The 24,730-nt window shown below is 72.8% G+C and carries 21 protein-coding genes; 4 read left to right on the top strand and 17 right to left on the bottom strand.

What is annotated here, in order from left to right:
* Positions 1–74: 74 nt before the first annotated feature.
* From ABZ452_RS04735 to ABZ452_RS04765, 7 genes are all read right to left on the bottom strand, one after another.
* Complete coding sequence (locus ABZ452_RS04735) at positions 75–1,196, bottom strand: branched-chain amino acid ABC transporter permease (RefSeq protein ID WP_357938899.1); 1,122 nt, start codon at positions 1,194–1,196, stop codon at positions 75–77.
* The gene (locus ABZ452_RS04740; RefSeq protein ID WP_357938901.1) at positions 1,193–2,083 is read right to left on the bottom strand and encodes a branched-chain amino acid ABC transporter permease; all 891 of its coding nucleotides are present in this window, start codon (positions 2,081–2,083) and stop codon (positions 1,193–1,195) included. Before ABZ452_RS04740 ends, ABZ452_RS04735 begins: the two co-directional genes overlap by 4 nt.
* Positions 2,080–2,808 (bottom strand): ABC transporter ATP-binding protein, encoded by a 729-nt coding sequence (locus ABZ452_RS04745; RefSeq protein ID WP_357938903.1) that lies wholly within the window; start codon positions 2,806–2,808, stop codon positions 2,080–2,082. The genes ABZ452_RS04740 and ABZ452_RS04745 overlap by 4 nt, the downstream gene beginning before the upstream one ends.
* Positions 2,805–3,548 (bottom strand): ABC transporter ATP-binding protein, encoded by a 744-nt coding sequence (locus tag ABZ452_RS04750; protein ID WP_357938905.1) that lies wholly within the window; start codon positions 3,546–3,548, stop codon positions 2,805–2,807. Before ABZ452_RS04750 ends, ABZ452_RS04745 begins: the two co-directional genes overlap by 4 nt.
* Before the next feature lie 3 nt (positions 3,549–3,551).
* Positions 3,552–4,754: a substrate-binding domain-containing protein gene (locus tag ABZ452_RS04755; protein ID WP_357938907.1), complete on the bottom strand. Its 1,203-nt coding sequence runs from the start codon at positions 4,752–4,754 to the stop codon at positions 3,552–3,554.
* Positions 4,755–5,030: 276 nt separating this feature from the next.
* Positions 5,031–6,314 (bottom strand): LPXTG cell wall anchor domain-containing protein, encoded by a 1,284-nt coding sequence (locus ABZ452_RS04760; protein ID WP_357938909.1) that lies wholly within the window; start codon positions 6,312–6,314, stop codon positions 5,031–5,033.
* A gap of 109 nt (positions 6,315–6,423) precedes the next feature.
* Entirely contained in the window at positions 6,424–6,678 is a 255-nt protein-coding gene (locus tag ABZ452_RS04765) for a hypothetical protein (protein WP_357938911.1), read from the bottom strand.
* Between the two features lie 188 nt (positions 6,679–6,866).
* On the opposite strand from ABZ452_RS04765, the gene ABZ452_RS04770 reads away from it, so the two are divergent.
* A complete protein-coding gene (locus tag ABZ452_RS04770) occupies positions 6,867–7,097 on the top strand; it encodes a winged helix-turn-helix domain-containing protein (protein WP_357938913.1) in 231 nt (76 codons plus the stop codon).
* 842 nt (positions 7,098–7,939) lie between these two features.
* Here ABZ452_RS04770 and ABZ452_RS04775 read toward each other — a convergent pair.
* Positions 7,940–9,055, bottom strand: coding sequence for a glycerophosphodiester phosphodiesterase (locus ABZ452_RS04775; RefSeq protein WP_357938915.1), 1,116 nt, complete (start codon positions 9,053–9,055; stop codon positions 7,940–7,942).
* Between the two features lie 107 nt (positions 9,056–9,162).
* Here ABZ452_RS04775 and ABZ452_RS04780 point away from each other — a divergent pair, with 107 nt between their 5' ends.
* Together ABZ452_RS04780 and ABZ452_RS04785 are read left to right on the top strand one after the other, a co-directional pair.
* Complete coding sequence (locus ABZ452_RS04780) at positions 9,163–10,497, top strand: potassium transporter TrkG (RefSeq protein ID WP_357938917.1); 1,335 nt, start codon at positions 9,163–9,165, stop codon at positions 10,495–10,497.
* The gene (locus ABZ452_RS04785) at positions 10,487–11,155 is read left to right on the top strand and encodes a TrkA family potassium uptake protein (RefSeq protein ID WP_357938919.1); all 669 of its coding nucleotides are present in this window, start codon (positions 10,487–10,489) and stop codon (positions 11,153–11,155) included. Before ABZ452_RS04780 ends, ABZ452_RS04785 begins: the two co-directional genes overlap by 11 nt.
* A 53-nt stretch (positions 11,156–11,208) precedes the next feature.
* Here the strand turns inward: ABZ452_RS04785 and ABZ452_RS04790 are convergent, their stop codons facing one another.
* From ABZ452_RS04790 to ABZ452_RS04820, 7 genes are all read right to left on the bottom strand, one after another.
* Entirely contained in the window at positions 11,209–12,828 is a 1,620-nt protein-coding gene (locus ABZ452_RS04790; RefSeq protein WP_357938920.1) for a serine/threonine-protein kinase, read from the bottom strand.
* 71 nt (positions 12,829–12,899) lie between these two features.
* Complete coding sequence (locus tag ABZ452_RS04795) at positions 12,900–14,453, bottom strand: fused MFS/spermidine synthase (protein ID WP_357938922.1); 1,554 nt, start codon at positions 14,451–14,453, stop codon at positions 12,900–12,902.
* Between the two features lie 36 nt (positions 14,454–14,489).
* On the bottom strand, positions 14,490–15,530 hold the full coding sequence (locus ABZ452_RS04800; RefSeq protein WP_357938924.1) for a hypothetical protein: 1,041 nt from the start codon (positions 15,528–15,530) through the stop codon (positions 14,490–14,492).
* A gap of 192 nt (positions 15,531–15,722) precedes the next feature.
* The gene (locus tag ABZ452_RS04805; RefSeq protein ID WP_357938926.1) at positions 15,723–16,532 is read right to left on the bottom strand and encodes an inositol monophosphatase family protein; all 810 of its coding nucleotides are present in this window, start codon (positions 16,530–16,532) and stop codon (positions 15,723–15,725) included.
* Positions 16,525–16,977: a response regulator gene (locus ABZ452_RS04810; protein ID WP_357938928.1), complete on the bottom strand. Its 453-nt coding sequence runs from the start codon at positions 16,975–16,977 to the stop codon at positions 16,525–16,527. Before ABZ452_RS04810 ends, ABZ452_RS04805 begins: the two co-directional genes overlap by 8 nt.
* Positions 16,974–18,713: an ATP-binding protein gene (locus tag ABZ452_RS04815; protein WP_357938930.1), complete on the bottom strand. Its 1,740-nt coding sequence runs from the start codon at positions 18,711–18,713 to the stop codon at positions 16,974–16,976. The genes ABZ452_RS04810 and ABZ452_RS04815 overlap by 4 nt, the downstream gene beginning before the upstream one ends.
* Entirely contained in the window at positions 18,710–19,948 is a 1,239-nt protein-coding gene (locus ABZ452_RS04820; RefSeq protein ID WP_357938932.1) for a fused response regulator/phosphatase, read from the bottom strand. The genes ABZ452_RS04815 and ABZ452_RS04820 overlap by 4 nt, the downstream gene beginning before the upstream one ends.
* A gap of 268 nt (positions 19,949–20,216) precedes the next feature.
* On the opposite strand from ABZ452_RS04820, the gene ABZ452_RS04825 reads away from it, so the two are divergent.
* Entirely contained in the window at positions 20,217–22,640 is a 2,424-nt protein-coding gene (locus ABZ452_RS04825) for a M28 family peptidase (protein ID WP_357938934.1), read from the top strand.
* A 93-nt stretch (positions 22,641–22,733) separates the two neighbouring features.
* Here ABZ452_RS04825 and ABZ452_RS04830 read toward each other — a convergent pair whose 3' ends face one another.
* Entirely contained in the window at positions 22,734–23,144 is a 411-nt protein-coding gene (locus ABZ452_RS04830; RefSeq protein ID WP_357938936.1) for an FxLYD domain-containing protein, read from the bottom strand.
* 300 nt (positions 23,145–23,444) lie between these two features.
* Entirely contained in the window at positions 23,445–24,620 is a 1,176-nt protein-coding gene (locus tag ABZ452_RS04835) for a low temperature requirement protein A (RefSeq protein ID WP_357938938.1), read from the bottom strand.
* Positions 24,621–24,730: the final 110 nt, after the last annotated feature.

Here is a 24,730-nt window from a genome sequence, read left to right on the forward strand (position 1 = left end):
GCGTCGTGACAATAACTTCATGATCAACGGGGTCAAGGCAACGAGGGCGAGGGGAACGCGGGGGGTGGCGCGGTTCAGTGGCGGCGGCGGGGGAGGGCCGTCAGGAGGGGGTGCAGGCGGGTGCGGAGGCTCGCCAGGCCGCCGGGGAAGAAGTACACCGCCAGGATGAACACCGTGCCGAGGACGAACAGCGGCTGGGACAGCGGGTGGCTGAGGAACGCCGGGAGGCTGTTGACCGCGTCGCTGGTGCCGAAGGCGGTGAGGCGGTGGTCGAGGTACATGTAGAGGACACCGCCGAGCACCGGGCCCCAGCGGGTGCCGGGGCCGCCGAGCACCACCATGACCAGCAGCGAGAGGGTCAGCTCGGACGACGTGATGTGCGGGCTGGCGCCGCCCACGATCAGGCAGTAGACCACCCCACCCGCTGCCGCCAGGCCGCCGGAGAGGGTGAACGCGACCAGCTTGAACCGGTACGGGTCGAGCCCCAGCACCCCGATCCGCCGCTCGTCGTCGCGCAGGCCGGCCAGCACCCGCCCGGTCGGCGAGCCGCTCACCCGGTGCACCACGAGGACCACCAGGGCCAGGTACGCCAGCGCCAGCCAGTAGAGGTTCACCGTGTTGGTGACCCCGACCAGGGCGGCCGGCAGCCCGGAGACGTCCAGTGGCAGCCCCTCCTCGCCGCCGGTGAGCCCGCCGAAGTCCCGGGCCACCAAAATCGCCCCGACCTGGGCGAAGGCGAGCGTCACCATGGCGAACGCGATGCCGACCGTGCGCAGCGCGACCGCGCCGAGCAGCGCGGCGAGGATCGTCCCGCCGGTGACGGTCAGCAGCGCGGCCTGCCAGAGCGGCAGCCCGGCCCGGGTGACCAGCACGTCGGTGCCGTAGACGCCGGCGGCGAAGTAGAGGGCGTGCCCGAAGGAGAGCATCCCGGTCCGCCCGAAGAGCAGGTCGTAGCCGGCCGCCAGGCCGCCGAAGACCAGGCAGATGGCGAGCAGTTGCAGGGTGCCCGGCGAGTTCAGCGGCCCCTCGAAGATGCCCGGCAGGTTGACCGTGGAGTACGGCAGGACCGCCGCCACCACCAGGGCGGCCAGGGGCACGTACGGGCGCAGGCCGTGCCAGCGGGCGTGGCCGGGGGTCAGCTCGTCGGGCACCGCGGCGGGCGGCGCCGCCACCTCGGCACTCTTGACCTCGGTCATGCGTGAGCCACCTTTCCGGCCAGGCCCTGCGGACGCAGCAGCAGCACCACGGCGAGCAGGCCGACCACGCAGAGGTCGCCCAACCCGGACGTGCCGTAGTAGTTGACGAACTGTTGCAGCAGCCCCACCGCGACCGCCGCGTACGCGGACCCGACGACCGAGCCCATGCCGCCGATCACCACCACGATGAACGCGAAGATCAGCAGCGAGCCGCCCTGCCCGGGCGAGACGGTGCCGAAGTAGACCGAGCCGAGCGCGCCGGCCAGCGCGGCGGCCGCCCCGCCGATCGCGAAGACCAGGGTGAACGCCTTGCGCACGTCGATGCCGAGCGCGGTCACCATCTCCCGGTTCTCCACGCCGGCCCGGATGATCAGGCCGTACCGGGTGAACCGCAGGAACGCGAGCAGCGCGCCGAGCACCACCGCGGCGGCGACGATCAGCAGGAGCCCGGCGTTCGGCACCTGTGCGCCGAGCACCGAGGTCACGTCCCGGGTCCAGCCGGGGCGCGGGAACGGCCGCGCGTCGGCGCCCCAGGTGGCCTGGAGCAGCGCCACCCCGGCCAGCGACAGGCCGACGGTGACCAGCACCTGCTCGATGGTGCGGGAGTAGAGCGGGCGGATCAGCACCAGCTCGACCAGCACGGCCACGGCCGACCCGGCGAGCACGCCGAACGCGGCGGCCACCACGAACCCGAGTCCGTCGGAGCCCGCCCCGGGCAGGTTGCCCGCCGCCCACCACGTCGCGTACGCGCCGACGCCGAGGAAGAGGCCGTGCGCGAAGTTGAGCACGTCGGCCAGGCCGAAGACCAGGGAGAGGCCGGAGGCGACGAGGAAGTACAGCGCCGCCAGGCCCAGCCCGGTCAGCGTCAACAGGATCACCGTGCTCATGCCTTGACCTCCGCGCCCACGCCCAGCAGCGACTTCGTCAGCGCGGTCTCCAGCAGCAGGTCCTGCGCGTTGCCGGTCCAGGCGACCCGGCCGGCGGAGAGCACCACGGCATCCTTCGCCAGTCGCCGCACCACGGCCAGGTTCTGCTCGACCAGCAGCACCGGCACGGATTCCGCGACCCGTTCCAGCACCTCGGCCACCTCGGTCACCACCTTCGGCGCCAACCCCTTGGTCGGCTCGTCGACCAGCAGCAGCCGGTTGTCGTTGAGCAGCACCCGGCCGATCGCGAGCATCTGCTGCTGCCCGCCGGAGAGCGAGCCGGCCCGTTGCCGTCCGCGCCGGTCCAGCTCGGGGAAAAGGGCATAGACCTTGTCGTACGCGGGGATGGTCCCCCGCCGCTCGGCCAGCCGCAGGTTCTCCGTGACGGTGAGCCCGGCGAAGACGCAGCGGTCCTCCGGCACGTAGCCGAGCCCGCCGCGGACCAGCCGGTGGGTGGGGCGGGCCAGCAGGCTCTGCGCCCCCATCCGGACGGTGCCGCGCACCTCGCCGTTGCGCGGCGTGAGCCCGACGACGGCGCGCAGCGTGGTGGTCTTGCCGACGCCGTTGCGGCCGAGCAGCACGGTCACCCCGGTCGGCGCCACCTCGAAGGACACCCCCTGGAGGATGTGCAGCCCGGCGATCCGCACCGACAGGTTCTCGACGCTCAGAACAGGTTCGACACTCACAGCGACTCCCCCAGGTATGCCTCCTGCACGGTGGCGTTGGCCATCACCGTGTCCGGGGTGTCGCAGGCCAGCAGCGCGCCGTGGTGCATCACGGCGATGCGGTCGGCCAGCTCAAGGATCACGTCCATGTGGTGCTCCACCATGAGCACCGACCGGCCGCTGTCCCCGGTCAGCGACTTGATCACGCTGACCAGTTCGGGCACGTCCTCGGCGCTGACCCCGGCCATCGGCTCGTCCAGCAGCATCACCCGGGGCTCACCGGCGAGCAGCAGAGCGATCTCCAGCTTGCGCTTCTCGCCGTGGGCCAGGTTGCCGGCCAGCGCCGTACCCCGGTGGGCGAGGCCCACCCGGTCGAGCGCCGCGTCGGCGGCGGCGGCCACCTCCCGGTCGGCCGCCGCCCGCCGCCACAGCTTCATCGAGCCACCCCGGTGCGCCTGTACGGCGAGCCGGACGTTCTCCCGGACCGTCAGCGACCCGAAGACCGAGGACGCCTGGAAGGTGCGCCCCAGCCCGAGGCGGGCCCGCCGGTGCGGGGGGAGGTCGGTGACGTCCGCCCCGTCCAGCAGGATCCGCCCCTCGGTGGGCCGGCGCAGGCCGGTGATCAGGTTGAACAGAGAGGTCTTGCCGGCGCCGTTCGGCCCGATCACGCCGAGGAACTCCCCGGGCGCGAGGTCGAGGTAGACGGAGTCGACGATGGCGACCTCACCGATCCGCCAGGTCAGACCGCGGGTGGCGAGCACTGGTCAGCCCTTCATCTGCGCGACCGGCGGCGCGGACTCGTCACCGGTCAGGGTCTTCTGCGCGGCCGCCGTGTAGGCGGTGCCGCTGCCGGAGAGCTTCGCCTGGTACATCGGCTGGAGCAGCGCGTGGTCCTCGGCGCGGATGGTCATCTTGCCCTTGACGCCGTCGAACTGCCAGCCCTCCAGCGCCTTGACCATCTTGTCCACGTCGTCGCCACCCTCCTGCACGGCGCGGACGACCATCTGGGCGGCCGCGAAGCCGTCCGGGTGGAACAGGTCGAGCGTGCCGCCCGGGATCTTCGCCTTGGCGGCCTTGGCGGCCTCGGTGTCGCTGGCCCCGTCGAAGTAGTGCGACAGGAAGGAGATCTTGCTGCCGGCCGCGCCGAAGGTGGCCCAGGAGGCGCGGATGTCCAGGCCGGTGACGACCGTGGTGGAGGAGAGCACGCCCTGCTGGTCGAGGGTCTGCCACATGGCCGGGGCGGTGGTGCCGGCCCAGGCGACGAAGAGCAGGTCCGGCTTGGCGGCCTTGATCTGGCTGGCGAACGGGGTGAACTCGGTCGCGCTGGCCGGGGCCCGGACGCTGCTCACGGTCGCGCCGGCGCCACCGATGACGGCCTTGACGGCGGCCTCGTTCGCGTCACCGAACGCGCCGTCCTGGGCGAAGACGACCACCTTCTTGCCGGCGGCGTCACCGATGAACGACTTGGCGGTCACCACGTCCTGGTACGACTGCCGGCCGGAGCGGAAGGTGTACTTGTTCGCGCCGGTCACCGCGTCGGTGGCGGCCGGGCCGGAGATGAACAGCACCTTGTTCTGCGCCGCGATCGGGGCGACCTGGAGGGCCACGCCGGACGAGGTGGACCCGGCGATGATCTTCGTGCCCTTGCCGATGAGGTCCTTGGCCGTGGAGACCGCCTTCGCCGGGTCGCCGGCGTCGTCGACCTCGGTCAGCTCGACCTTCCGGTCGCCGACCTTGCCGGTGCCCTTGGTGGCGAAGTCGAGGCCGGCCTTGAAGCCCTCGATGTACTGCTTGCCGTAGCTGGCCAGCGGGCCGGACTGGGAATACACGAGGCCGACCTTGACCGGTGCGGCGTCGCCGCCGCCGGAGGCGGTGTCCTGCGGGCTGCCACAGGCCGTGGCCGCGAGCGCGGCCGCCATCACCGTGGCGGCGGAAAGGAACACCCGTCGCGTGTGCCGGATCGTCATTGCGACTCCAGGTGGGGACAGGGGGAAGTGTCAGTTGTCGGCTCACGCTAGAAGTGACGTCACGCACGGGCTATGTGGCCGAAACACACAAGTAACCAGGGTGGGGTGGCCGACCGTAACAACTGCCTCCAGCCCGTGGATCGTCGCCCCGAACGCGGTGGCCGCCGGCACCACCGGGCGGGGCGCCACTGTGTCGCGCCCCGCCATCGAAACCGCCCGAAACACGGAACGCTCCGGGCACCACGTGCGGTGCCCGGAGCGTTTCGGAGGTACGAGTCAGACGTTGACGCGCATCCTCCGCCGCAGCCGGCTTAGGCCGACCAGGACGCCGCCGGCGGCCAGGAGGCCGCCACCCAGCGAGGCGGCCTGGACCGAGCTGCTGCCGGTGACCGGCAGCTTGTCGTCCTTGCCCTTCCGCCAGTCCTCGCCGTCCTTGCCGCCCTGCCAGTCCTTGCCGTCCTTGCCGTCCTGCCAGTCCTTGTCGTCCTTGCGGTGGTCGTACTTGCCGTCCCGGATGCAGATCGTGACGGTCGCCGGGTCGGAGACCACGGTCCGGTAGCGGTACTTGCCGACGGCCCGGGCGGTGTTCACCACCTTGCCCTCCTTGACGTCGCGCCAGTCCACCTCGTGCGGATGCACGGCGTGACAGTCCGTGCTGGTGCGCGGGGCGAGCGTGGTGTTGTTGCAGACCACGTACCCGGCGGTCGGGTCGTCGACCGAGACGTCGGTGATCCGCACGGTTCCGGTGTTGGCGACCCGGTAGGTGTAGAAGATCTTGTCGCCCTCGGCGGCGTAGCCGTCGTTCTCACAATGCTCGCGGCAGTCCGACTCGACCCGGGCCTTCTTGTCGATCGACAGGCCGACCTGCGGCTCTCCCGGGTACCCCGGGTATCCCGGACCTCCGGGGTGTCCCGGGTTCCCCGGATCGCCTGGGTCCCCTGGGTCGCCCGGATCTCCCGGATCCCCTGGGTCGCCCGGGTTCCCCGGATCCCCTGGGTCGCCCGGATCTCCCGGATCCCCTGGGTCGCCCGGATCCCCCGGATCCCCTGGGTCGCCCGGATCCCCCGGATCTCCCGGGTCGCCCGGATCCCCCGGGGTGTCGGAGGCGGCGCAGGTGTGGGCGAGCACGAAGTTCTCGGCCGTCCCGGAGATCACCGCGGTGGCGCCGGTGAGCGTCCAGCCGGCCGGCAGCCGGATGAAGGCCCGGCTCACGCCCTCGAAGTCGACGATCTCACTGTTCGCCGTGCCGGGGATCGGCCGCGTGACGGTGCCGCCGGACGTGCTGAAGGTCGTCGACAGCGACTGGAAGACGCCGCTGGTCTGCGGGTCGCCGGACAGGTCGAACACCCAGGTTTCCTCGTCCGGGAAGGGCCCGCCGCCTGGGTAGCAGAACTGGGGCGCGTCCCCCGCCCTGGTCGGCACGTCGTCCGGATCGATGCTGATCGTCTGGGCGGCCAGAGCCGGCGTGCCACCCAGCACCAGAGCGCCGGTCAGCAACCCGAAGGCCGCCAACCGTACGCCGATGCTCGCTCGCCTGCTCGGCGCAGAGGTCCTTCTCATGTACATCCCCCGTGTCGTGGATCCTTGACACGGGACGAAACGACCGCTAATAGGACATGTTACGCATAGCGGACACGAATCCCTCGGACGATGGAACGTCCTCGGATTCTCACCGGAGACGGGCCGTTGCGCACTCGCCGTCGTGGTCGGCCGGGAGCGGGCACCGCCGGCCCCCGTCGAGCAGCCGGTCGCACCATACCCAGTGGCGTACGCACTGCGCGTCCTCGGCCGACACCGTCGTGCCCAGCCGGTCCACGTCGGCGAGGAAGCCGAGCGACCGGCAGATGACCCGCGCGAAACGTCGCGCCCGGTCGAGGTCCGTCGCGAGCACCGGCAGGTGCACGACGAAGCGCTCCTTGTCCACGATGCCCTCCCACCGGGATCCGTCGAGGTCCGGCCCCGCGGCTTGCCGAACCAACCGGAGCCGGACAGACCGAAGCTACACCAAATGCTTGTGTAGGTCGACCCTCAGCAGCGCGACGCCACGACCTGTTGCAGTTACTGGTGTAGGCCCGGCATGATCGAGGAGCCGAACCAACCGGAGTCCTCACCATGCCCACAGCCGAAGCTCCATACCGCCGGATCGCCAACGACCTAGCCGCAAAGATCAGAAGCGGTGAGCTCAAGCCGGGTGACAAGCTGCCCTCCACCCGGGAGTTGGCCGAGACCTACGGCGTCCACATGAACACGGCCTCGCGTGCCCTGTCGTTGCTGCACGATCGCGAGCTGATCACCGGCCAGCCGGGACGCGGTACCTACGTGGCCGAGCGACCCGGGCAGTAGTCCCCGAGCCGCTACAAACTTGATGTCGTGAACGACTCAGGCCCATCCTTGGCCCACTCGGCCTGCCGCTGACGGCCGCCGCGAGCAGGCGTTCTCGCACAGCGGGGCCCGCCCGGTCGGCTCGGTCGACAGACTCAGCCGTCCGTTCTTGAGTCGTTTCCGACATCAGCTCGGCAGGCACCCGCAGGGACACGGCCGCCGTCACCCGCACCGAGCCCGGCATCGGCACGGCAGTCCGTCCGATCCATCCACGTCATCAAGTTTGTAGCGGCTCACACCAACATCTCGGGCCGTCGCGGGGACGGCCCAACGCCCCGACGGCCCAACGCCCCGACGCCCCGACGCCCCGACGCCCCAGCGGCCCGACGCCCGACGGCCCAGCGGCCCAGCGGCCCAGCGGCCCAACGACCCAGCGGCCCAACGACCCAGCGGCCCAACGACCCAACGACCCAACGACCCAACGACCCAACGACCCGACGCCCCAGGGGGCCCAGCGGCGCAGCGCCCCAGCAGCCCAGCGGCCCAGCGGCCCAGCAGCCCAACGACCCGACGCCCCAGCAGCCCAGCAGCCCAACGACCCGACGCCCCGACGCCCCGACGCCCCGACGCCCCGGCGGCCCAACGCCTCGGCGCCCCGGCTCCGCGAAGCCCTGGAGCACCCGACCCGCCGACCCCCCGGCAGCAGCACCCCCGGCCGCCCGATCGGCGGAGGGTCGGGCGGAGGGCCCGCCCGGGGACGCGTACCCCGGGAAAAGCCGGTGGGGTGACCGGCCTCGACCGGTCACCCCACACGAGGATGGCGTCCGCGCCGAGGCCCCGAGCCGCCCCGGCGCGGACGCCGGTCAGAGTCCCGCGCGCGCCGCCACGGCCGTGTCGGGCTGGTCGGCGAAGGCGCCGTCGAGGCCCAGGCCGTAGAAGAGCTCGTACTCGGCGGTGATGTCGCCGCGGGCGTTCGGGTCGGCGCCGATCCGGAAGTCGGTCGGCAGGAACTGGTTCTCGGCGCGGAAGGTCCAGGCGTGCACCAGCAGCTTCACCCGGTGCGCGTCCCGGATCACCGAGGTGGGCGCGAGCAGCTTGCCGGCGGCGTCCCGGGGCACGATCAGGTTCTTGTTGAGGCCGACGCCGTCGGCGTACCCCGCCACCCAGGCCAGACCGGCGGCGGTGGCCAGGTCGGCGTAGCCGCGCGGGTCGCCGGCGGCGGTGAAGTCGTAGGGGGCGCCCGTGGCGTCCATGAGCTGGACGAGCCGCACGTCGATCATCCGGTCCAGCTTGCGCAGGTTGGCGGTCTCGAAGCTCTGCACGAAGACCGGGTCGTCGCGGTGCGTCAGCTTGTTGGCCTTGAGCGTGGCGACCAGCGGCTCCTCCAGCGCCAGCCCGATCGAGGCGAAGTAGCTGGGGTGCTTGGTCTCCGGGTAGACGCCGACGGTGCGGCCCCGGGCCTTCGACTCGGCGCGGGCCAGGTCGATGACCTCCTGGAAGGTCGGCACCTGGAACCTGCCGTCGAAGGCCGTGTTGGTCACCCGCACCAGGGGCAGCCGCTCCTTGGCGCGCAGCGTCCGCAGCTCGGCCAGGGTGAAGTCCTCGGTGAACCAGCCGGTGACCCTGACCCCGTCGATGGTCTTCGTCGCCTTCCGGGCGGCGAACTCCGGGTGGGCGGCCACGTCGGTCGTGCCCGAGATCTCGTTCTCGTGCCGGGCGACCAGCACACCGTCCTTCGTCGAGACCAGGTCCGGCTCGATGAAGTCGGCGCCCTGGCGGATGGCCAACCGGTAGGCCTCCAGGGTGTGCTCCGGACGGTAGCCGCTGGCGCCGCGGTGGCCGATCACGATGGGCCGCTGGACCGCGCGGGAGCGCTCGGCGCGAGGCTCCGGGTCGGCCTGGGCGGCCACCGCCGGGGCCACCACGGCCGCCGCGAGCAGCGCGCCGGCCACGCCGAGGGCGGAAAGGGTACGTCGCAACGCCGTCTCCTGTCGTCGAGGGGGTACGCACAGCAGACCGGTCCCGGTTGGCCGCCAGTTGGTCGGTTCCTGGCCTGCCGGTGAATCTCCGGACGGAAGATGACCTGGTGCGCCGTCTGCTCCGGAACCCCGTACGGCTGGTGCCGTTCGGGTTCCTGGCGGTGATCCTGCTCGGCACCGGCCTGCTGATGCTGCCCTGGGCCACCAGCGAGAGCCGCTACACCCCGTTCGTCACGGCGCTGTTCACCTCGACCTCGGCGGTCTCGGTCACCGGCCTCGCCGTCAACGACACGCCGAACTACTGGAACGACTTCGGCCTGGTCATGATCACGGTGCTCACCCAGCTCGGCGGCCTGGGCATCCTGACCGTCGCGGCGCTGGTGATCCTGGTGGTCTCCCGGCAGCTCGGCCTGCGCAACCGGCTGCTCGTGCAGGCCGAGACCGCCGAGTTCGGCATCGGCGACGTGCGCTGGCTGCTGGTCCGGATCGTCACGACCGTCTTCGCCACCGAAGCGGTGATGACCGCGGTGATCACCGGCCGGCTCTGGCTGGTCTACGACTACGACCCGGGGCGGGCGCTGTGGACCGCCGTCTTCCACGCGATCCAGGCGTTCAACAACGGTGGCTTCACCCTCTACTCCGACGGGCTGGTCGCCTTCTCCCGCGACCCGTGGGTGTCGCTGCCGCTGGGCCTCGGCGCGATCATCGGCGGTCTCGGCTTCCCGGCGCTGTTCGAGGCCGTCCGGCTCTGGCGGCGGCCGCGCCGCTGGGCGGTCGCCACCAAGCTGACCATCTGGGGCAGCGTCGTGCTCATCGGGTCGGGCTTCGGGTTCCTGCTGCTCGCCGAATGGACCAACCCGGCCACCATCGGCACCTACGACGCGCCCGGCAAGGTGCTGGCGTCGTTCACCCAGATCGCGCTGAGCCGCACCGGCGGCTTCGACGTGATCAACGTCGACCGGCTCAGCGAGGAGAGCTATCCGCTGCTCATCGTGCTCATGTTCATCGGCGGCGGCAGCGCGAGCACCGCGGGCGGCATCAAGGTCTCCACCTTCTTCCTGCTCGGCTTCGTGATCTGGGCCGAGCTGCGCGGCGAGCCGGACGTCAACGTGGGCGGCCGACGGGTCGCCACCGCCAGCCAGCGGCAGGCGCTCACCGTGACGCTGCTCAGCGTGGCGCTGGTGGTCCTCGGCACGATCCTGCTGATCGTGTTCACCGACCACCTGCGCAACTTCGCCGCGCTCTTCGAGGTGACCTCGGCGTTCAGCACCACGGGCCTCTCCACCGGTCTCGCCCCGGAGCTGTCGAGACCCGGCCAGTACGTGCTCATCGTGCTGATGTTCATCGGCCGGGTCGGCCCACTCACCCTCGGGTCCGCGATCGCGTTGAACACCCGGCGACACCTGTACCGCTACCCGGAGGAGCAACCCGTTGTCGGCTAGGAGGACGGACGACAGCAGCGTCGTGGTGATCGGCCTGGGCCGGTTCGGCTCCCGGCTGGCCGGCTCGCTGCTGCAACTCGACCACGACGTGCTCGCCATCGACCACGAGCAGGATCGGGTGCAGCGCTGGGCATCCCGGCTGGACCGGGTCGTGCAGGCGGACACCACCGAGGAGAACGTGCTGCGCCAACTGGGCGTCGCGGACTTCCGCCGGGTGGTGGTGGCCATCGGCGCGTCGGTCGAGGCGAGCGTGCTCACCGTGCTGGCCCTGACCGAGTTGGGAATCCCCCAGATCTGGGCGCGGGCCACCTCGGAGAAACACGCGAAGATCCTGCGCTCGGTGGGCGTGCACCACGTCATCTTCCCCGAGGCGGAGACCGGCGAACGGGTGGCGCACCTGATCGTCAGCCGGATGCTCGACGTCATGGAGTTCGGCGACGACTTCGCGATCGCCAAGGTCCGGGTGCCCGCGTCGCTGGTCGGCCGGGCGCTGCGCGAGCTGGCCCCGATCGACCGGTACGGGGTGATGGTGGTCGGCGCGAAGCTCCCCGACGAGCCGTTCCGCTACGCCGACCCGGACACCGTCCTCCAGCCCGGCAGCGTGCTCATCGTGGAAGGGCCGATCGACCGGGTGCAGCAGTTCGCCGCCCTGGGCTGACCGTCACTTCTTCTTGCCCTTGCCCTTGCCGTGCCCACCCCCCTTCGGCCGGTCTACCTTGCTTTTCCCTTGCCACTCTCCTTGCCCTTGCCGGACTTGGGCGGCTTGGGCTTGCCGGCGGTCTTCGGGGCGGCCTTCGCGGGCGCCTTCGCCGGAGCCTTGGCGGCCGGCGGCTTCGCGGGCGGTGCGGCGGGCGGCGGCGCCGTGGTCGGCACGGACCCGGCGACGCCGGACACCTGCACGCCGCAGGTGCTCCCGTCGACCTTGAACTCCACCGGCAGCGGGTTGCCCCCGGTGTAGCTGCCCGTGAGCGAGACCTTCTTCGAGGCGCCCGGCGCCAGCGCGGCGTCGGTGGCCGCGGCCTTGACGAGCACCGTCTTGCCCTGCTGGCGCACCGCCGGCTGGGCCGCGCTGACCGTCTGCCTGCCGGGGAAGGTGAAGCTCATGGTCCAGTCACCCAGCTCGCGGGTGCCGGTGTTGGTGAGGGTCAGGTCCGCGGTGAAGTCCTTGCCGGAGTCGCGGCGCAGCACGTAGTCGACCGCGCAGGGGGTCGGCTCGGGCAGGGCCATCCGGGCCTCGGTGGGCTCCACCCCGCCGCTGGCCGGGCTCTTCGAGGTGACCCCCCACAGGGTGGCGGTGACCGCGATCAGGCCGGCGGCGGCCACCCCGGCCTCCACCCTGCGCCGGCGGGCGGCCGCCCGGCGGGTCTTCGTGCGGATCGCCGAAAAGGGCAGCGCGTCGGTCGCCGCCGACCAGGGCAGGATGGTGGTGCCGGCGTTCTCCATGAGCGCGGGGTCGAACTGGCCGAGCGCCGGGGAGACCGGCACGATCGGCGCGATCCCGGCGGCCTCGGCGAGCGTACGGGCCACCTCGGCGGTGGCCGGGCGGTCCTCCGGGCGCTTCGCCAGGCAGCGCCGGACCAGCTCGGCGACCTCGTCGGGAAGACCCACCACCGGCGGCATGGGGTCCGGCTCGTTGTACATGTGGGCGCGGAGCATCTGGGTGGTCGTACTGGCCTGCCAGGGCAGCCGGCCGGTGAGCATCCGGTAGAGCAGCAGGCCGACCGCGTAGACGTCGGTGGCCGGGGACACCTGGCCGTTGTCCAGCCGCTCCGGCGCCAGGTACGCGGGGGTGCCGAGCAGCGCGCCGTCCGGGCCCTTCTCGCTCTCCCCCACCAGCGCCGAGATGCCGAAGTCGACGACCTTCACCCCGGTCGAGGTGAGCATGACGTTGCCGGGCGTGACGTCGCGGTGCACCACGCCCCGGGCGTGCGCGGCGGCCAGCGCCGACGCCACCTCCGCGCCGATCGTCAACGCCTCCCGCCAGGGCAGCTGCCCGCCCCGGCCGAGCCGGCTGCTGAGCGGCCCGCCGTCGACCAGCTCCATGACGACGTACGGGACGGTCAGCCCGACCTGCTCGGACTCCCCGTAGTCGTACACGTTGGTGATATTGGGGTGGCAGAGCCGCGCGGCGGCCTGCGCCTCGACCCGGATGCGGTGGCGGAACGCCTTGTCGCTGGCCAGCCGCGACGCCAGCACCTTGATCGCCACCTGCCGACCCAGCACCTCGTCGTAGCCGCGCCAGACGACCGACATGCCCCCCGCGCCCAGCTGCTCGATCAGCCGATACCGCTCGCCGACCAGCTGCGCGCCCTTCCTGACCGCTGCACCCATGGTCGGTCCAGTTGCCCGTGGGCGGCCCCCGTACACCTCATGGGTCGAAATCGGTCAGGGAAGTCACCCGATCAGGCGGTCGCGAGGAGCTGGTCCACCGGCGCGTAGTCGTCGGTGAGCACCAGCGCGTCCCCGACGAACGCGGTCACCTTCCCGCCGTCCAGCAGCTTCGCCGGCTCGGCGAGCCGGCGCAGCCGCGCCGGCACGTCGGCCAGCGGCAGCGGCGCGTCCGAGGCCACGATGAGGAAGTTCGCGCCGTGCTGGCCGGCGATCGCGCCGGGCGGGGCGATCAGCGCGACGTGGCGGAACTCGGCCGCCACGGTGGCCAGCTCGGCCCGGATGAACCGGTCCGGCGGATAGTCGATGACGTTCTGCACGTAGATCCCGTCCGGGCGGATCACCCGGCGGATGTCGGCGGCCATCTCCCGGGTGGCCAGGTGCCAGGGCACCACGAGGTGACCGAAGGCGTCGCCGACGATGAAGTCCCGGCTGTCGGTGGGCTCGGCGCCGAGCAGCACCCGCGCGTCCCCCACCCGGGCGCGCAGCTGCGGCCCGGTGCGCACGCCCAGCTCCCGCCGGTCCAGGTCGACCAGCCCGCCGTCGATCTCGAAGACCAGGTTGTCGCTGCCCGGCCGGGTCGCGGCCAGGTAGCGCGGCACGGTGAAGCCACCACCACCCAGGTGCAGCGCGTCCATCCGCTGCTTCGCCGGCCGCGCCAGGTCCGCGACCAGGCCGATCCACTGGGTGTACGCGTACTTCAGGTGGGTCGGGTCGGCCAGGTCCACGTAGGAGTGCTCGGCGGAGTTCAGGTAGAGCGTCCGCCCCTGGGCCCGCTGCGCGTCGACCTCGACGCGGGCGCAGTGGTAGGCGGTCTCCACGTCGCACGGGTTCGGGGCGACCGCGGAGAGGCCGGCCGCCGCCAGGCCGAGCACCGCCAGGGCGGCCCTGGCCCGGGCCGGACCGGGCAGCGCCGCCCCCGCCTGCCGGCGCAGGTACGCCCCGAGCACCAGCCCGGTCACCCCCAGCACGCCGGCCAGCGCCAGCACGATCACCGTGCTGGGCAGGGCCGCCACCAACACGAAGCCGGTGGCCAGCGTGGCCGTGATGCCGCCCAGGGTGCCGATGCCGGACAGCCGCCCGACCACCTGCCCGGTGCGGCGCAGGTCGGCGAGCTGGAGCTTCACCACCAGCGGGGTGACCCCGGCCAGCAACGCCGCCGGCAGCAGCACCGCCAGGGCGGTCAGCAGCAGCACGGCGCTCGCCGCGCCGCCGCGCAGCGCCTCACCGGCGTACCGGACCACCGGCAGGGTGACCGCGGTGGCGATGCCGGCCAGCACCAGGGCCGGGGCGAGCAGGGTGCGGGGGTCCCGCCGGTCGGCCAGCCAGCCACCCATCCACGCCCCGTACGCGATGGCGCCCAGGGCCATGCCGATCACCGAGCTGGTCACCTGGAGGGTCACCCCGACGTACGGGCCGACCAGGCGCAGCGAGACCGTCTCCAGCACCAGCACCGCACCGCTGGAGAGGAAGACCAGGAATGCGGCGAGCCCGTTCGGCAGGGCCCGGGGCGGGACCGGCGCGCTCGGCGCCGGCTCCGCGACGACGTCGGACGATGTGCTGCTCACCGTGGCGATGCTACGCAGCGTTCCCGGCGCAAGAGGTCAATACATGGAGATGTGAACATGGTTTGTGTGGTCCGCGGCGGGACTGCCGCCTCCGCTGTACGCCCGCCACCCGGTGTTCGGCATCCAGATCTGCCGGTACCAGATGACGTACATGATGCCGAGCCGGCTGGCGTTGTTCTTGGCCCAGCTGGCGAGGCTGTCCCCGTACGCCTTGTCGCCGCCGGTGGCGGACTTGTCCTCGAAGCCGCCGGTGGCGGCGGCGAAGTCGCAGGCCCGGCCCTTGGGGTGCTCGCCACCGCCACCGCTGCGGTGGCAGGAGGCGTAGCGCTTGTAGCCGGCGGCCTTGGCCTGCTCGAGCATGTGCAGCGTGCGCGGGGTGATGCAGCCGGACGCCGGGGTCGGGTCGTTCACCGAGCAGGACTCCGACGGCCACGAGCCGTCCGAGTTGCGCGGCGCCGGCTTGGCCGACGACGAGCCGCCGCTGAACCCGGAGCCGGCACCGGAGCTGACCTTGGCGAGCGCGACCTCGGCGTCCCGCTTCTTCCTGGCCAGCACGGCGAGCTGCTTCTGCTGCTCCCGCACCTCGGTGTCGATGGCCACCTTCGCCTCGGCGGCCTGCGCCTTCGCCTCGTTGAGGTCGTGCAGCCGCTTGCTGTCCCGCTGCGCCATCACGTCCAGCTCGGCGGCCCGCCTGAGGAACGCGTCGGGGTCGGAGCTGCCCAGCAGCATCGACACCGGGGTCAACCGGCCCAGCCGGTAGGACTGCGCGGCCACCTCACCGACCTGCGCGGACAGCTCGACCAGGCGTGCCTCGACCTGCTTGAGCTGGGAGGTCAGCGCCACCTGCCGGCGCTTGGAGTTGTCGAGCCGGTTCTTGGCCTCGATGTGGCCCCTCGCCGCCGCGTCCAGGGCCGCGCGGAGCTGCTTGGTGCCGCCCTCGTCCGGTGCGTTCGGCGTGGGTGCGGCGGCGGCCGCCCCGGCGGGGGCGAGGCCGGCGCCCAGCAGCAGGGCCGTCGCGGCGAGCAGGGCTAGCAGCGACCGGCGGACGGGCCGGCGGGTGAGCCTGGTCCTGGGCACGTGAGGGTCCTTCCGTCGACCGCCGGCCCCCGAGTCGACCTTGCGCGGCGGCGGCTCCACCGGCGCCGGGCGGCGGCCTGCTGGCGGAGACCGCCGGTCACGATACCGGACCACCGGCCGCGCGCCACGCCCCCGACCTCGGACGACGCGGATCGTCGACGGAGCGTGCCGGGGCCGTCGCGGATCGCTCGCTCAGCCGCCCAGCAGGGCCGCCCGGACCTCTTCCCAGCTCTCCTCGCTGGCCGCGACCAGCAGGCCTTTGCCCTCGTCGGCCGGGTGGTAGTCGGTGCCGTCGAAGCGGCGGGCCACCCCGCCGGCCTCCCGGACCAGCAGGGTGCCGGGGGCATGGTCCCAGGGCAGGGTGCGCCAGAAGAGCACGAACTGCTGCGCGCCGGTGAGCACGTCCAGGTATTCCCGGCCGGCGCAGTGCTGGCCGGGCAGCAGCTCGCCGAGCCGCTCGCCGCCCGCCTCGACGCTCCGCCGGAAGTCGGGGGGCAGGAAGCGGGTCATCGCCGTGCCGCGCAGCGCGCCGACCTCGGGCACCCGCCCGGCGGTGCGCACCGTCGTGCCGTCCAGCCGGGTGCCGTCGCCCACCCGGCAGCTGGCCAGCGCGCCGTCCAGCGGGTCGTAGACCCAGGAGGCGACCGGCACCCCGTCGGTCAGCAGCGCCACCATCAGGGCGAAGGGGCGCCGGCCGGCGGCGAAGTTGGAGGTGCCGTCCACCGGGTCGACCAGCCAGACGTCACCGGCGCCGCGCAGGTGCCGCAGCAGGGACGGGTCGTCGGCGACCGCCTCCTCACCGACGACCACCGAGCCGGGGCGCAGCCGCCGCAGCCCGGCGGAGATCAGCGCCTCGGCCTTCCGGTCGGCGACGGTGACCACCTCGCCGGGGGCCTTCTCGGAGATGTCGGAGTCGTCGAGGCGGCGGAACAGCGGCACCACGATGTCGGCCGCGGCCTCCCGCAGCAGCGCGCCGACCTCCTCCAGCAGCGGGTCAGCCACGCGGCGGCAGCTTGACCACGCTGACGAAGAACTCGTCGATCTGGCGGACCACCGAGATGAAGCGCTCGAAGTCCACCGGCTTGGTCACGTAGGCGTTGGCGTGCAGCTGGTAGCTGCGCAGGATGTCCTCGTCGGCCTGGGAGGTGGTGAGCACCACGACCGGGATCCGGCAGAGCTGCTCGTCCTTCTTGATCTCCTCCAGCACCTCCCGGCCGTCCCGGCGGGGCAGGTTCAGGTCGAGCAGGATCAGGTCGGGGGCGACGGCGTCCCCGTACGGGCCCTCGCGACGCAGGTAGGCCAGCGCCTCGGCGCCGTCCGAGACCACGGTGAGGCGGTTGCGGAGCTTGTGCTCCTCGAACGCCTCCTGGGTCATCAGCACGTCGCCCGGGTCGTCCTCGACGAGCAGGACCTCGATCGGGCTCTTGCCGTCCGCCGGCGCGGTCATCCCACCGTCTCCTTCATGCCACCCGTCTCAGTGTCTCGGGCCGCCCCCTCGGGCGTCTCTTCCCGGGCCGTGCCGTCCGGCTGCCGGGCCACGCTCACCGCGGCGTCCTCGGCGCCGTCCCCGGCCGCCGTCCCGTCCCCGGTCGACTCCTCGACCCTGGCCGGCTCCGCCGCCCGCGCCGCCGCGACGTCCTCGGGCAGGGCCGGGAGCGTGAACCGGATGGTGGTCCCCTCCGCGGTGTCGGTGTCCACCCAGACCCGGCCGCCGTGGTATTCGACGATCTTCTTGACGATGGCCAGCCCGATGCCGGTGCCCGGGTACGCGTCCTTGGAGTGCAGCCGCTGGAAGATCACGAAGATCTTGTCGGCGAACTCCGGCTCGATCCCGATGCCGTTGTCCCGGCAGCTGATCTCCCACTCGTCGTCGACCAGGCGGGCCGAGACGTGCACCTTCGGCGGCAGGTCGGGCCGCCGGAACTTGATCGAGTTGCTGACCAGGTTGGCCAGCAGGTTGGTCAGCAGCGGCTCCTCGCCGCGGATCACCGGCAGCCTGTCCCAGGTCAGCTCGGCGTCGGCGTACTGCCGGGCCGCCTCGGTCTGCCCGGCCACGTCGCCCATCACCTTGTTGAGGTCGACCTCGGTGAAACCGGTGGTGAGCCGGCCGATGCGGGAGAACGCCAGCAGGTCGTTGATCAGCCGCTGCATCCGCTGCGCGCCGTCGACCGCGAAGGCGATGTACTGGTCGGCCCGCTCGTCGAGCTGGCCCGCGTAACGCCGCTGGAGGAGCTGGCAGAAGCTGGCCACCTTGCGCAGCGGCTCCTGGAGGTCGTGCGAGGCGACGTACGCGAACTGCTCCAGGTCACGGTTGGACCGGGTGAGTTCCTCGGCCTGCTTCTGGAGCTGGCTGTTGACCCACTCGATGCGCTCACGCGCCTCGCGTACCTCGTCCAGCTCCCGGGCGATCTTCTGCCGCATGAGGTCGATGTCGTCGGCGAGCAGCCGGAACTCCGGCGGGCCGGACCCCTCGATGTGGTGCCGGTAGTCGCCCTCGGCCACCTCGCGCACCTGACTGACGAGGCCGGCCAGCGGCCGGATCAGGATCCGGTCGAGCGAGAGCAGCATGACCGCGCCGGCCACCGCCACCACCAGGGCCGCGATGATCAGGAGCACCACCAGCACGTTGCTCGTCGCGTTGACCTTGTCGGCGGTCTCCTTCCGGACCTCCAGGATCTCGCCCTGGAGGGCGTCCACCGCGGACCGGATGCTGTCGAACTGCTGCCGGGTCTGGTCGGTGATCAGCGCCTGGCCGGCGGACGGGCCGCTGCGCTCGGTCGTGGTGATCACCGGCTCGGCGACGGCGGCCCGCCACTCGGCGGCCCGCTGCTCGACGACGCCGACCTCGCGCAGCACGTCCGGATAGTCGACGGCCAGCTTCCGCATCTCGACGACCGTGTCCTGCTCCCGCCGCAGGCCGTCCTGGTAGGGCTCCAGGTCGTTGCGGTCGGCGTTCACCGCGTAGCCGCGGACCGCGGTCTCCTGGTCGAGCAGGGCGCTCATCAGCTCCTGCGCCTGCACCCGCAACGGGCCGGTCTTGAGCAGCACCGCGTCGATGTTCTGCCGGTTCTTGGCGGCGAGGGTCGCCTCGGCCGCGGCCAGCCCGAGCAGCAGCACCAGGACCACGCCGAGAAGTGCGCCGACGCGCCGTCGCAGGGTCCAACCCTGCTGGTACGCCTTCATCGGCCACCACCCCGGGTGACCAGCAGCATGGCGACGTCGTCGGCGAGCGGGCCGCCGTTGAGCTGCTCGGCCCGGCCGACCAGCCAGGCGGGCAGCTCGGCAAGGGACACCGCGCGGTTGGCGGGGTCGGCGAGCAGGTCGGTCAGCCCCGGCACGTCCAGCCGGTCGTCACCGCTGTCCACCCGACCCTCGATGAGGCCGTCGGTGTACATCAGCAGGGACCAGTCATCGGTGTCGAACTCCAGGTCGAAGGCAACGGGTCGGCGCGGCCGTACGCCCAGCAGCAGACCGCCCCGGGCCGGCACCGGGGCGACCTTACCCCCGCTGAGCAGCAACGGCGGCGGATGCCCGGCGAGTCGCACGGTGGCCCGGTTGGCCGCCAGGTCGAGCCGGGCGGTGGCCACCGTGGCGAAGATCTCCTGGAGCCGGCGCTCGCTCATCAGCACCTGCTCCAGCGCGGGCAGCACCTCGTCGTCCGGCACCCCGGCCAGGACCAGGGCCCGCCAGGCCACCCGCAGCTCGACCCCGAGGGCCGCCTCGTCCACGCCGTGGCCGCAGACGTCACCGACGATCAGGTCGATCCGGTCCGGCCGGGTCTGCACCACGTCGTAGAAGTCGCCGCCGATCAGCGCGGCGTGCCGGCCGGGGCGGTAGAAGGTGTGCACCGCCACCTGGTCGGTGGTCATCAGCGGCTGGGGCAGCAGGCCGCGCTCCAGGCGGGCCGACTCGGCCTGGCGCAGCTCCACCTCACGCAGCCGGCGGGCGTTCTCGTCGGCGCGCTTGCGCTCCACCGCGTAGCGCAGGGCCCGGGTCAGCAGGACGCCGTCGACCTGCCCCTTGACCAGGTAGTCCTGCGCGCCCTCGGCAACCGCGACGATGCCCAGGTGCTCGTCGGAGCGGCCGGTGAGCACGCAGACCGCCGCCCCGCTGGCCATCTCCAGCACCTGGCGCAGCCCGTCCAGGCCCTGCGCGTCGGGCAGGCCCAGGTCGAGCAGGACGCAGTCGACCCCCATCACCCGCTGCCGGGCCTCGCTGAGACTGGTGGCGACCAGCAGGTCGATCATCGAGTTGGTCTCGGCGAGCAGCTCGCCGACCAGGAAGGCGTCACCCTCGTCGTCCTCGACCAGCAGAACCCGCAGCCGCTCGCCCGGGGGCACACGGCCGTAGTGCCCGAGCCCGACCTGCGGCGCGACGGGGACACCGGGCAGACCGGTGCCCCGGTGCGGCCGGGTCACCGCCGCGAGACGCGGGAGTTCGCTGGTGATGTCGGGGCTCCTTCCGAGTGCGCTGCTGATCCTGTCTCAGACAACGGTCGCACACAACACGACCGGAGTCGGCGCGGGCGGGGCGAGCGAATCCACCCGACGAACAGCGGCACGGCCGACGCCCGATGTTACGCCGCGACGGAGCTCCGGCCGGGAGCGCACCGGCCGGTGGGAGTGCCGCCGCAGGCCGCGGGGGTGCAGGATGATGCCCACCCCCGAAGCACCCCGAGGAGTACCCGTGGGCGTACCCCCCACCCGCCCCGCCGACCGCGCTCCGGCCCGGCCGGGCCCGCCTCCCACCCGACCGGCCGACCGGGCGCTGGCCCGGCCGCGCCGGCGGCTGCCCGCCGCGCTGGCCGCGCTCGCCGCGCTGCTCGCCGTCGGCGCCGGCGTCCTGGTCGACCTGGCCACCCCGGCGCCCCGCCCCGCCGACGCGCCGGCGGACGCGTTCAGCGCCGAGCGCGCGTACCAGCAGGTCAAGGTCATCGCGGCGCGGCCGCACGTGGCCGGCAGCGCCGCCAACGACCAGGTCCGGGAGCACCTCGTAAGCGTGCTGCGCGGGCTGGGCCTGGAGACCGAGGTGCAGGACACGGTGGCCCCGGAGGCCGGGCAGCTCAGCGGGGCGGCCGGCGGCGCGACCCTGGCCCGGGTCCGCAACGTGGTGGCCCGGCTGCCCGGCACCGACCCGACCGGGCGGGTCTTCCTGGTGGCCCACTACGACTCGGTGCAGTCCGGGCCCGGCGGCAACGACGACGCCGCCGGCACCTCCACCATCCTGGAGGTGGCCCGGGCGCTGAGCGCCGGCCCGCGTCCCCGCAACGACGTGGTCCTGGTGCTCACCGACGCGGAGGAGGCGTGCCTCTGCGGGGCCGCCGGCTTCGCCGCCGACCACCCGCTGGCCGCCGACGGCGGCGTGGTCCTCAACCTGGAGGCGCGCGGCTCCACCGGCCCGGTGATCATGTTCGAGACGTCCCGGAACAACGCGAAGCTCGTGGAGGCGTTCGGCCGGGCCGCCCCGCACCCGGTGGGCACCTCGTTCGCGGTGGAGATCTACCGGGCGCTGCCCAACGACACCGACTTCACCGCCTTCCTCGACCACCGGTTCGTCGGACTGAACTCGGCGTACATCGACGGGGGCGCGGTCTACCACACCCCGCTCGACGTGCCGGCGGCGATGGACCGGGGCAGCCTCCAGATGCACGGCGACAACGCGCTCGGCCTGGCCCGCGAGTTCGGCCGGACCGACCTGGGCGACCTGCGTTCCGGCCACGACGACACCTACTTCCCGGTGCCCGGCGGGCTGGTCCGCTACCCCGGCTGGCTGACGCTGCCGCTGGCGCTGGCCGCGCTGCTCGCGGTCGGCGTGCTCGGCGCTCTGCTGCGCCGGCGCGGCCGGGCCACCACCGGGCGGCTCGTGGCCGGCGCCGGCCTGGCCCTCGTGCCGGTCGTCGCCGCCCCGCTCGGCGCGTGGCTGCTCTGGACCGCGGTCACCACCGTCCGCCCCGGCTACGCCGAGCTGCTCGACCCGTACCGCCCGGTCTGGTACCGGCTCGCCGTGGTGGCGCTCGCCGCCGCGATCCTGTTCGCCTGGTACGCGCTGACCCGCCGCTGGGCCGGCCCGGCCGCCCTGGCGTTCGGTGGCCTGGTGTGGCTGGCCCTCTTCGGGGTGCTCCTCGCCGTGCTGGTGCCCGGTGGCGCGTACCTGACCACCCTGCCCGCCCTCGCCGGCGCGCTGGCCGGCCTGGCGGCGCTGGCCACCCGCCGCGACGGCCCGTGGCCGGTGGTCGCCGTGACCCTGGCCGGCGCGGTGGCCGTGGTGATCCTGCTGCCGACCGTGGTGCTGCTCTTCCCGGCGCTCGGCATGGGCATGGGTGGCGTGGCGGCGCTCTTCGCGGTGCTGCTCGGCCTGGCCGCGCTGCCCGTCGTGGACCTGCTGCACCCGCAGGCCGGCGGCCAGCGCGGCCTGCTCGCGCTGCGGGCCCGCCGGCTCGGCGCGCTGCCGGCCGGCGCCGCCGCGCTCGCGGCCGTGGTGCTCGCCGGGGTCGGCCTGGCCGTGGACCGCTTCGACGCCGCGCACCCCGTGCCGACCCACCTCATGTACGCCCTCGACGCGGGCACCGGGAAGGCGCAGTGGCTCAGTCACGAGGAAGACCCGCAGCCCTGGACCGACGGGTACGTGGACCGCGCCGTCTCCGTGGCCGACGACTTCCCGGGGCTGGGTGACGCGGAACTGCGGGCCGGAGCGGCCCAGGCGGCGAACCTGCCCGCCCCGAAGCTGGAGACCCTCTCCGACACCCGCTCGGGCGACCAGCGGGTGCTGCGGCTGCGCGTGCTCCCCCAGCGGCCGGTCCGGCTGCTCTCCCTGCACGTGGACACCTCGACCGCCGAGGTGCGGTCGGCGACGGTGGCGGGGCGGGACGTGCCGGTCAAGGCGCGCGACGGCCGGTGGGGCTTCGGGGTCGTCTTCCACGCCCCGCCGCCGGAGGGTGTCGAGGTCACCCTGACGCTGGTGCCGAAGGCCGGGCAGGTGAACCTGCGGGCGATGGACGCCAGCGACGGCCTGGGCGGGCTGCCCGGGTTCCGGGCCCGGCCCGCGGACGTCGGCGTGGTCGGCTCGCACAGCTCGGAGATGCTGGCGGTGGCCCGGACCTATCCCCTGTAGCCCGCGATCTCGTCCCGGTCCTGCTCGGCGACGGCATGCCATTGGTGAGCCGTGTGGCCCCCGGGGGATCGCCCGGGGGCCACGGCGACTAGGTCAGGAGACCTTGTCGATCTTGCAGGTGACGTCACCGGTCACCTTCTGGCTCAGGACGACCATGCCCTCCTCGACGGCCTTCTGGCCGGGCCGCACGTCCGACACGATGGCGGTGGTGTTGCCCACCCGGGTGCCCTTGGCGTCGAGCACGAACACGTCGACCAGGTAGGTGTTCTGGTCCTTGCTGGTGTTGTTCACCTCGACGTCGAACTTCACGTTCGCCAGGAACTCGTCGCCGGCCGACTCGGCCTCGCACGACTTGAGCTCGACGTGCCCGGCCTTCGCATCCTGGCTCTTGCTGATGTCGTCGGCCGCCTTGCCGACCAGCGCGGTGCACGCCACGAGGCCGCCGCCGCAGAGCACGACGGCCAGGCCGGCGATGATGAGGAAGACCTTCAGCCCCGTCGACATCCCCTTCTTCGGCGGGGGCGCGGGGGCGTATCCCGGAGGCGGGGGCGGGGTCGGCTGCGACATTTCGTTGTGCCTTTCATCGACGATCGCGAGACCGCCGGCGGTCGTTTCCCGCCGGCGGCCCACCTGTGCTTGTTTTCGCAGGTCATGGCGACGATCCGGAACGGAAGCGGCGCCCGGCAGAGAGTGGCACAGCCGAGGCCCCCGCAAGATCAACCAGCCCGGTGATTGCCTCCGGACAACCAGTTACTCGAAGCAACTAATTGGCTGATCGGAGCCCCACCGCTCGGCTGAGCATGATCAACCGGGCCGCCCCCGCAGCAGTGGGCGGCTCGACCGCCGGCTCATGGTGTCGGTGACCACCACCCCGGACAGCACCAGCACGATGAGGGCGGCGACCAGCACCGGGTGCCACCCGCCCACCCAGGGCATCAAGGCCAGCATCACCACCAGCCAGAACACCCGACGCCACGGGACCGTGCCGATGATCTTGTAGGTGAACAGGGTGCGGCCCACCAGGAAGAGGGCGGGACCGCCGAAGATCAGCGCGATCCACCGTCGCGGCGTGTCGCCGGTGGGACGCTCAAGGACCAGGTCGAACGCGGCGGCCGTGCAGACGATGCCGGCCAGCATGACGAGGTGGGTGTACGGCGCCAGCCGAGTCGCGCGCCGGAGCACCTGCGGGGCGGTGGTCCGCACGATCGAACCGGCACCCAGAACGTAGATCTGCCAGAGCAGCAGCATGGTGCAGAAAGCGGTCACGAAGGCGGCCGACCGGGCCAGGGTGAAGTCGGACCGGCTGATCTCCAGGGTCGGCACCAGGATGACGTCGCCGAGCGCCAGGATGACGAACTGCTGGTAGCGCTCCCCCAGGTGCTCGGTCGTCTTCTCGTACTGGGCGAGCGGCACCCGGCCGAGACCGGGCGTCGGGTAACGCGCGCCGGCCGAGACGTAGTCGATCGTCACGGCGACGACCCACAGCGCCAACGCCCACCCGTCCGGCAGCAGCGCCCCGCCGATCCAGAAGAAGCCGGAGACCACGAACCAGAAGAGGAAGCGGGCGGCCCGCTGCTCGGCCATGCGCTGGCGCGGGTGCAGCACGGCCACCAGCACCACCCCGCGCACCAGGTGCGGGGTCACGTAGCCGATCGCGAAGACCAGCGCGTGCGAATCGACGGCCAGCCCCGCCGCCGTCACCACGGCACCGAACATGGTCACCATGAGGATGGTCTGGATGGGTCGCTGGTCCGGGTCGTAGAAGTCGGTGGTCGTCGAGGTGATCGACCAGGTCCACCACACCGCCATCAGCATGATCACGACCGGCGCGACGCCGGTCCACGAGGCCCGGTCCGCGATCAGCATCGACACCAACGCCAGCGCGGCCACGAAGACGACGTCGAAGAGCAACTCCAGCAGGGTGGCGCGGGTCGAGCCTCCCGGCGGGCGCACCAGCTCGCTGCCGCCTCCGGTCGTCATGCCGGGCCTCCCGCCGCCCCGGGCCGCTGCCTTTCCGGCAATTGTCCGGGCAGCGCGGCTCCGCCGGGCCGCTTCCCGCGGAATGCACCAACCGGGGCACCGGGCCGACG

Source organism: Micromonospora sp. NPDC005707, assembly GCF_040631005.1.
Classification (GTDB): Bacteria; Actinomycetota; Actinomycetes; order Mycobacteriales; family Micromonosporaceae; genus Micromonospora.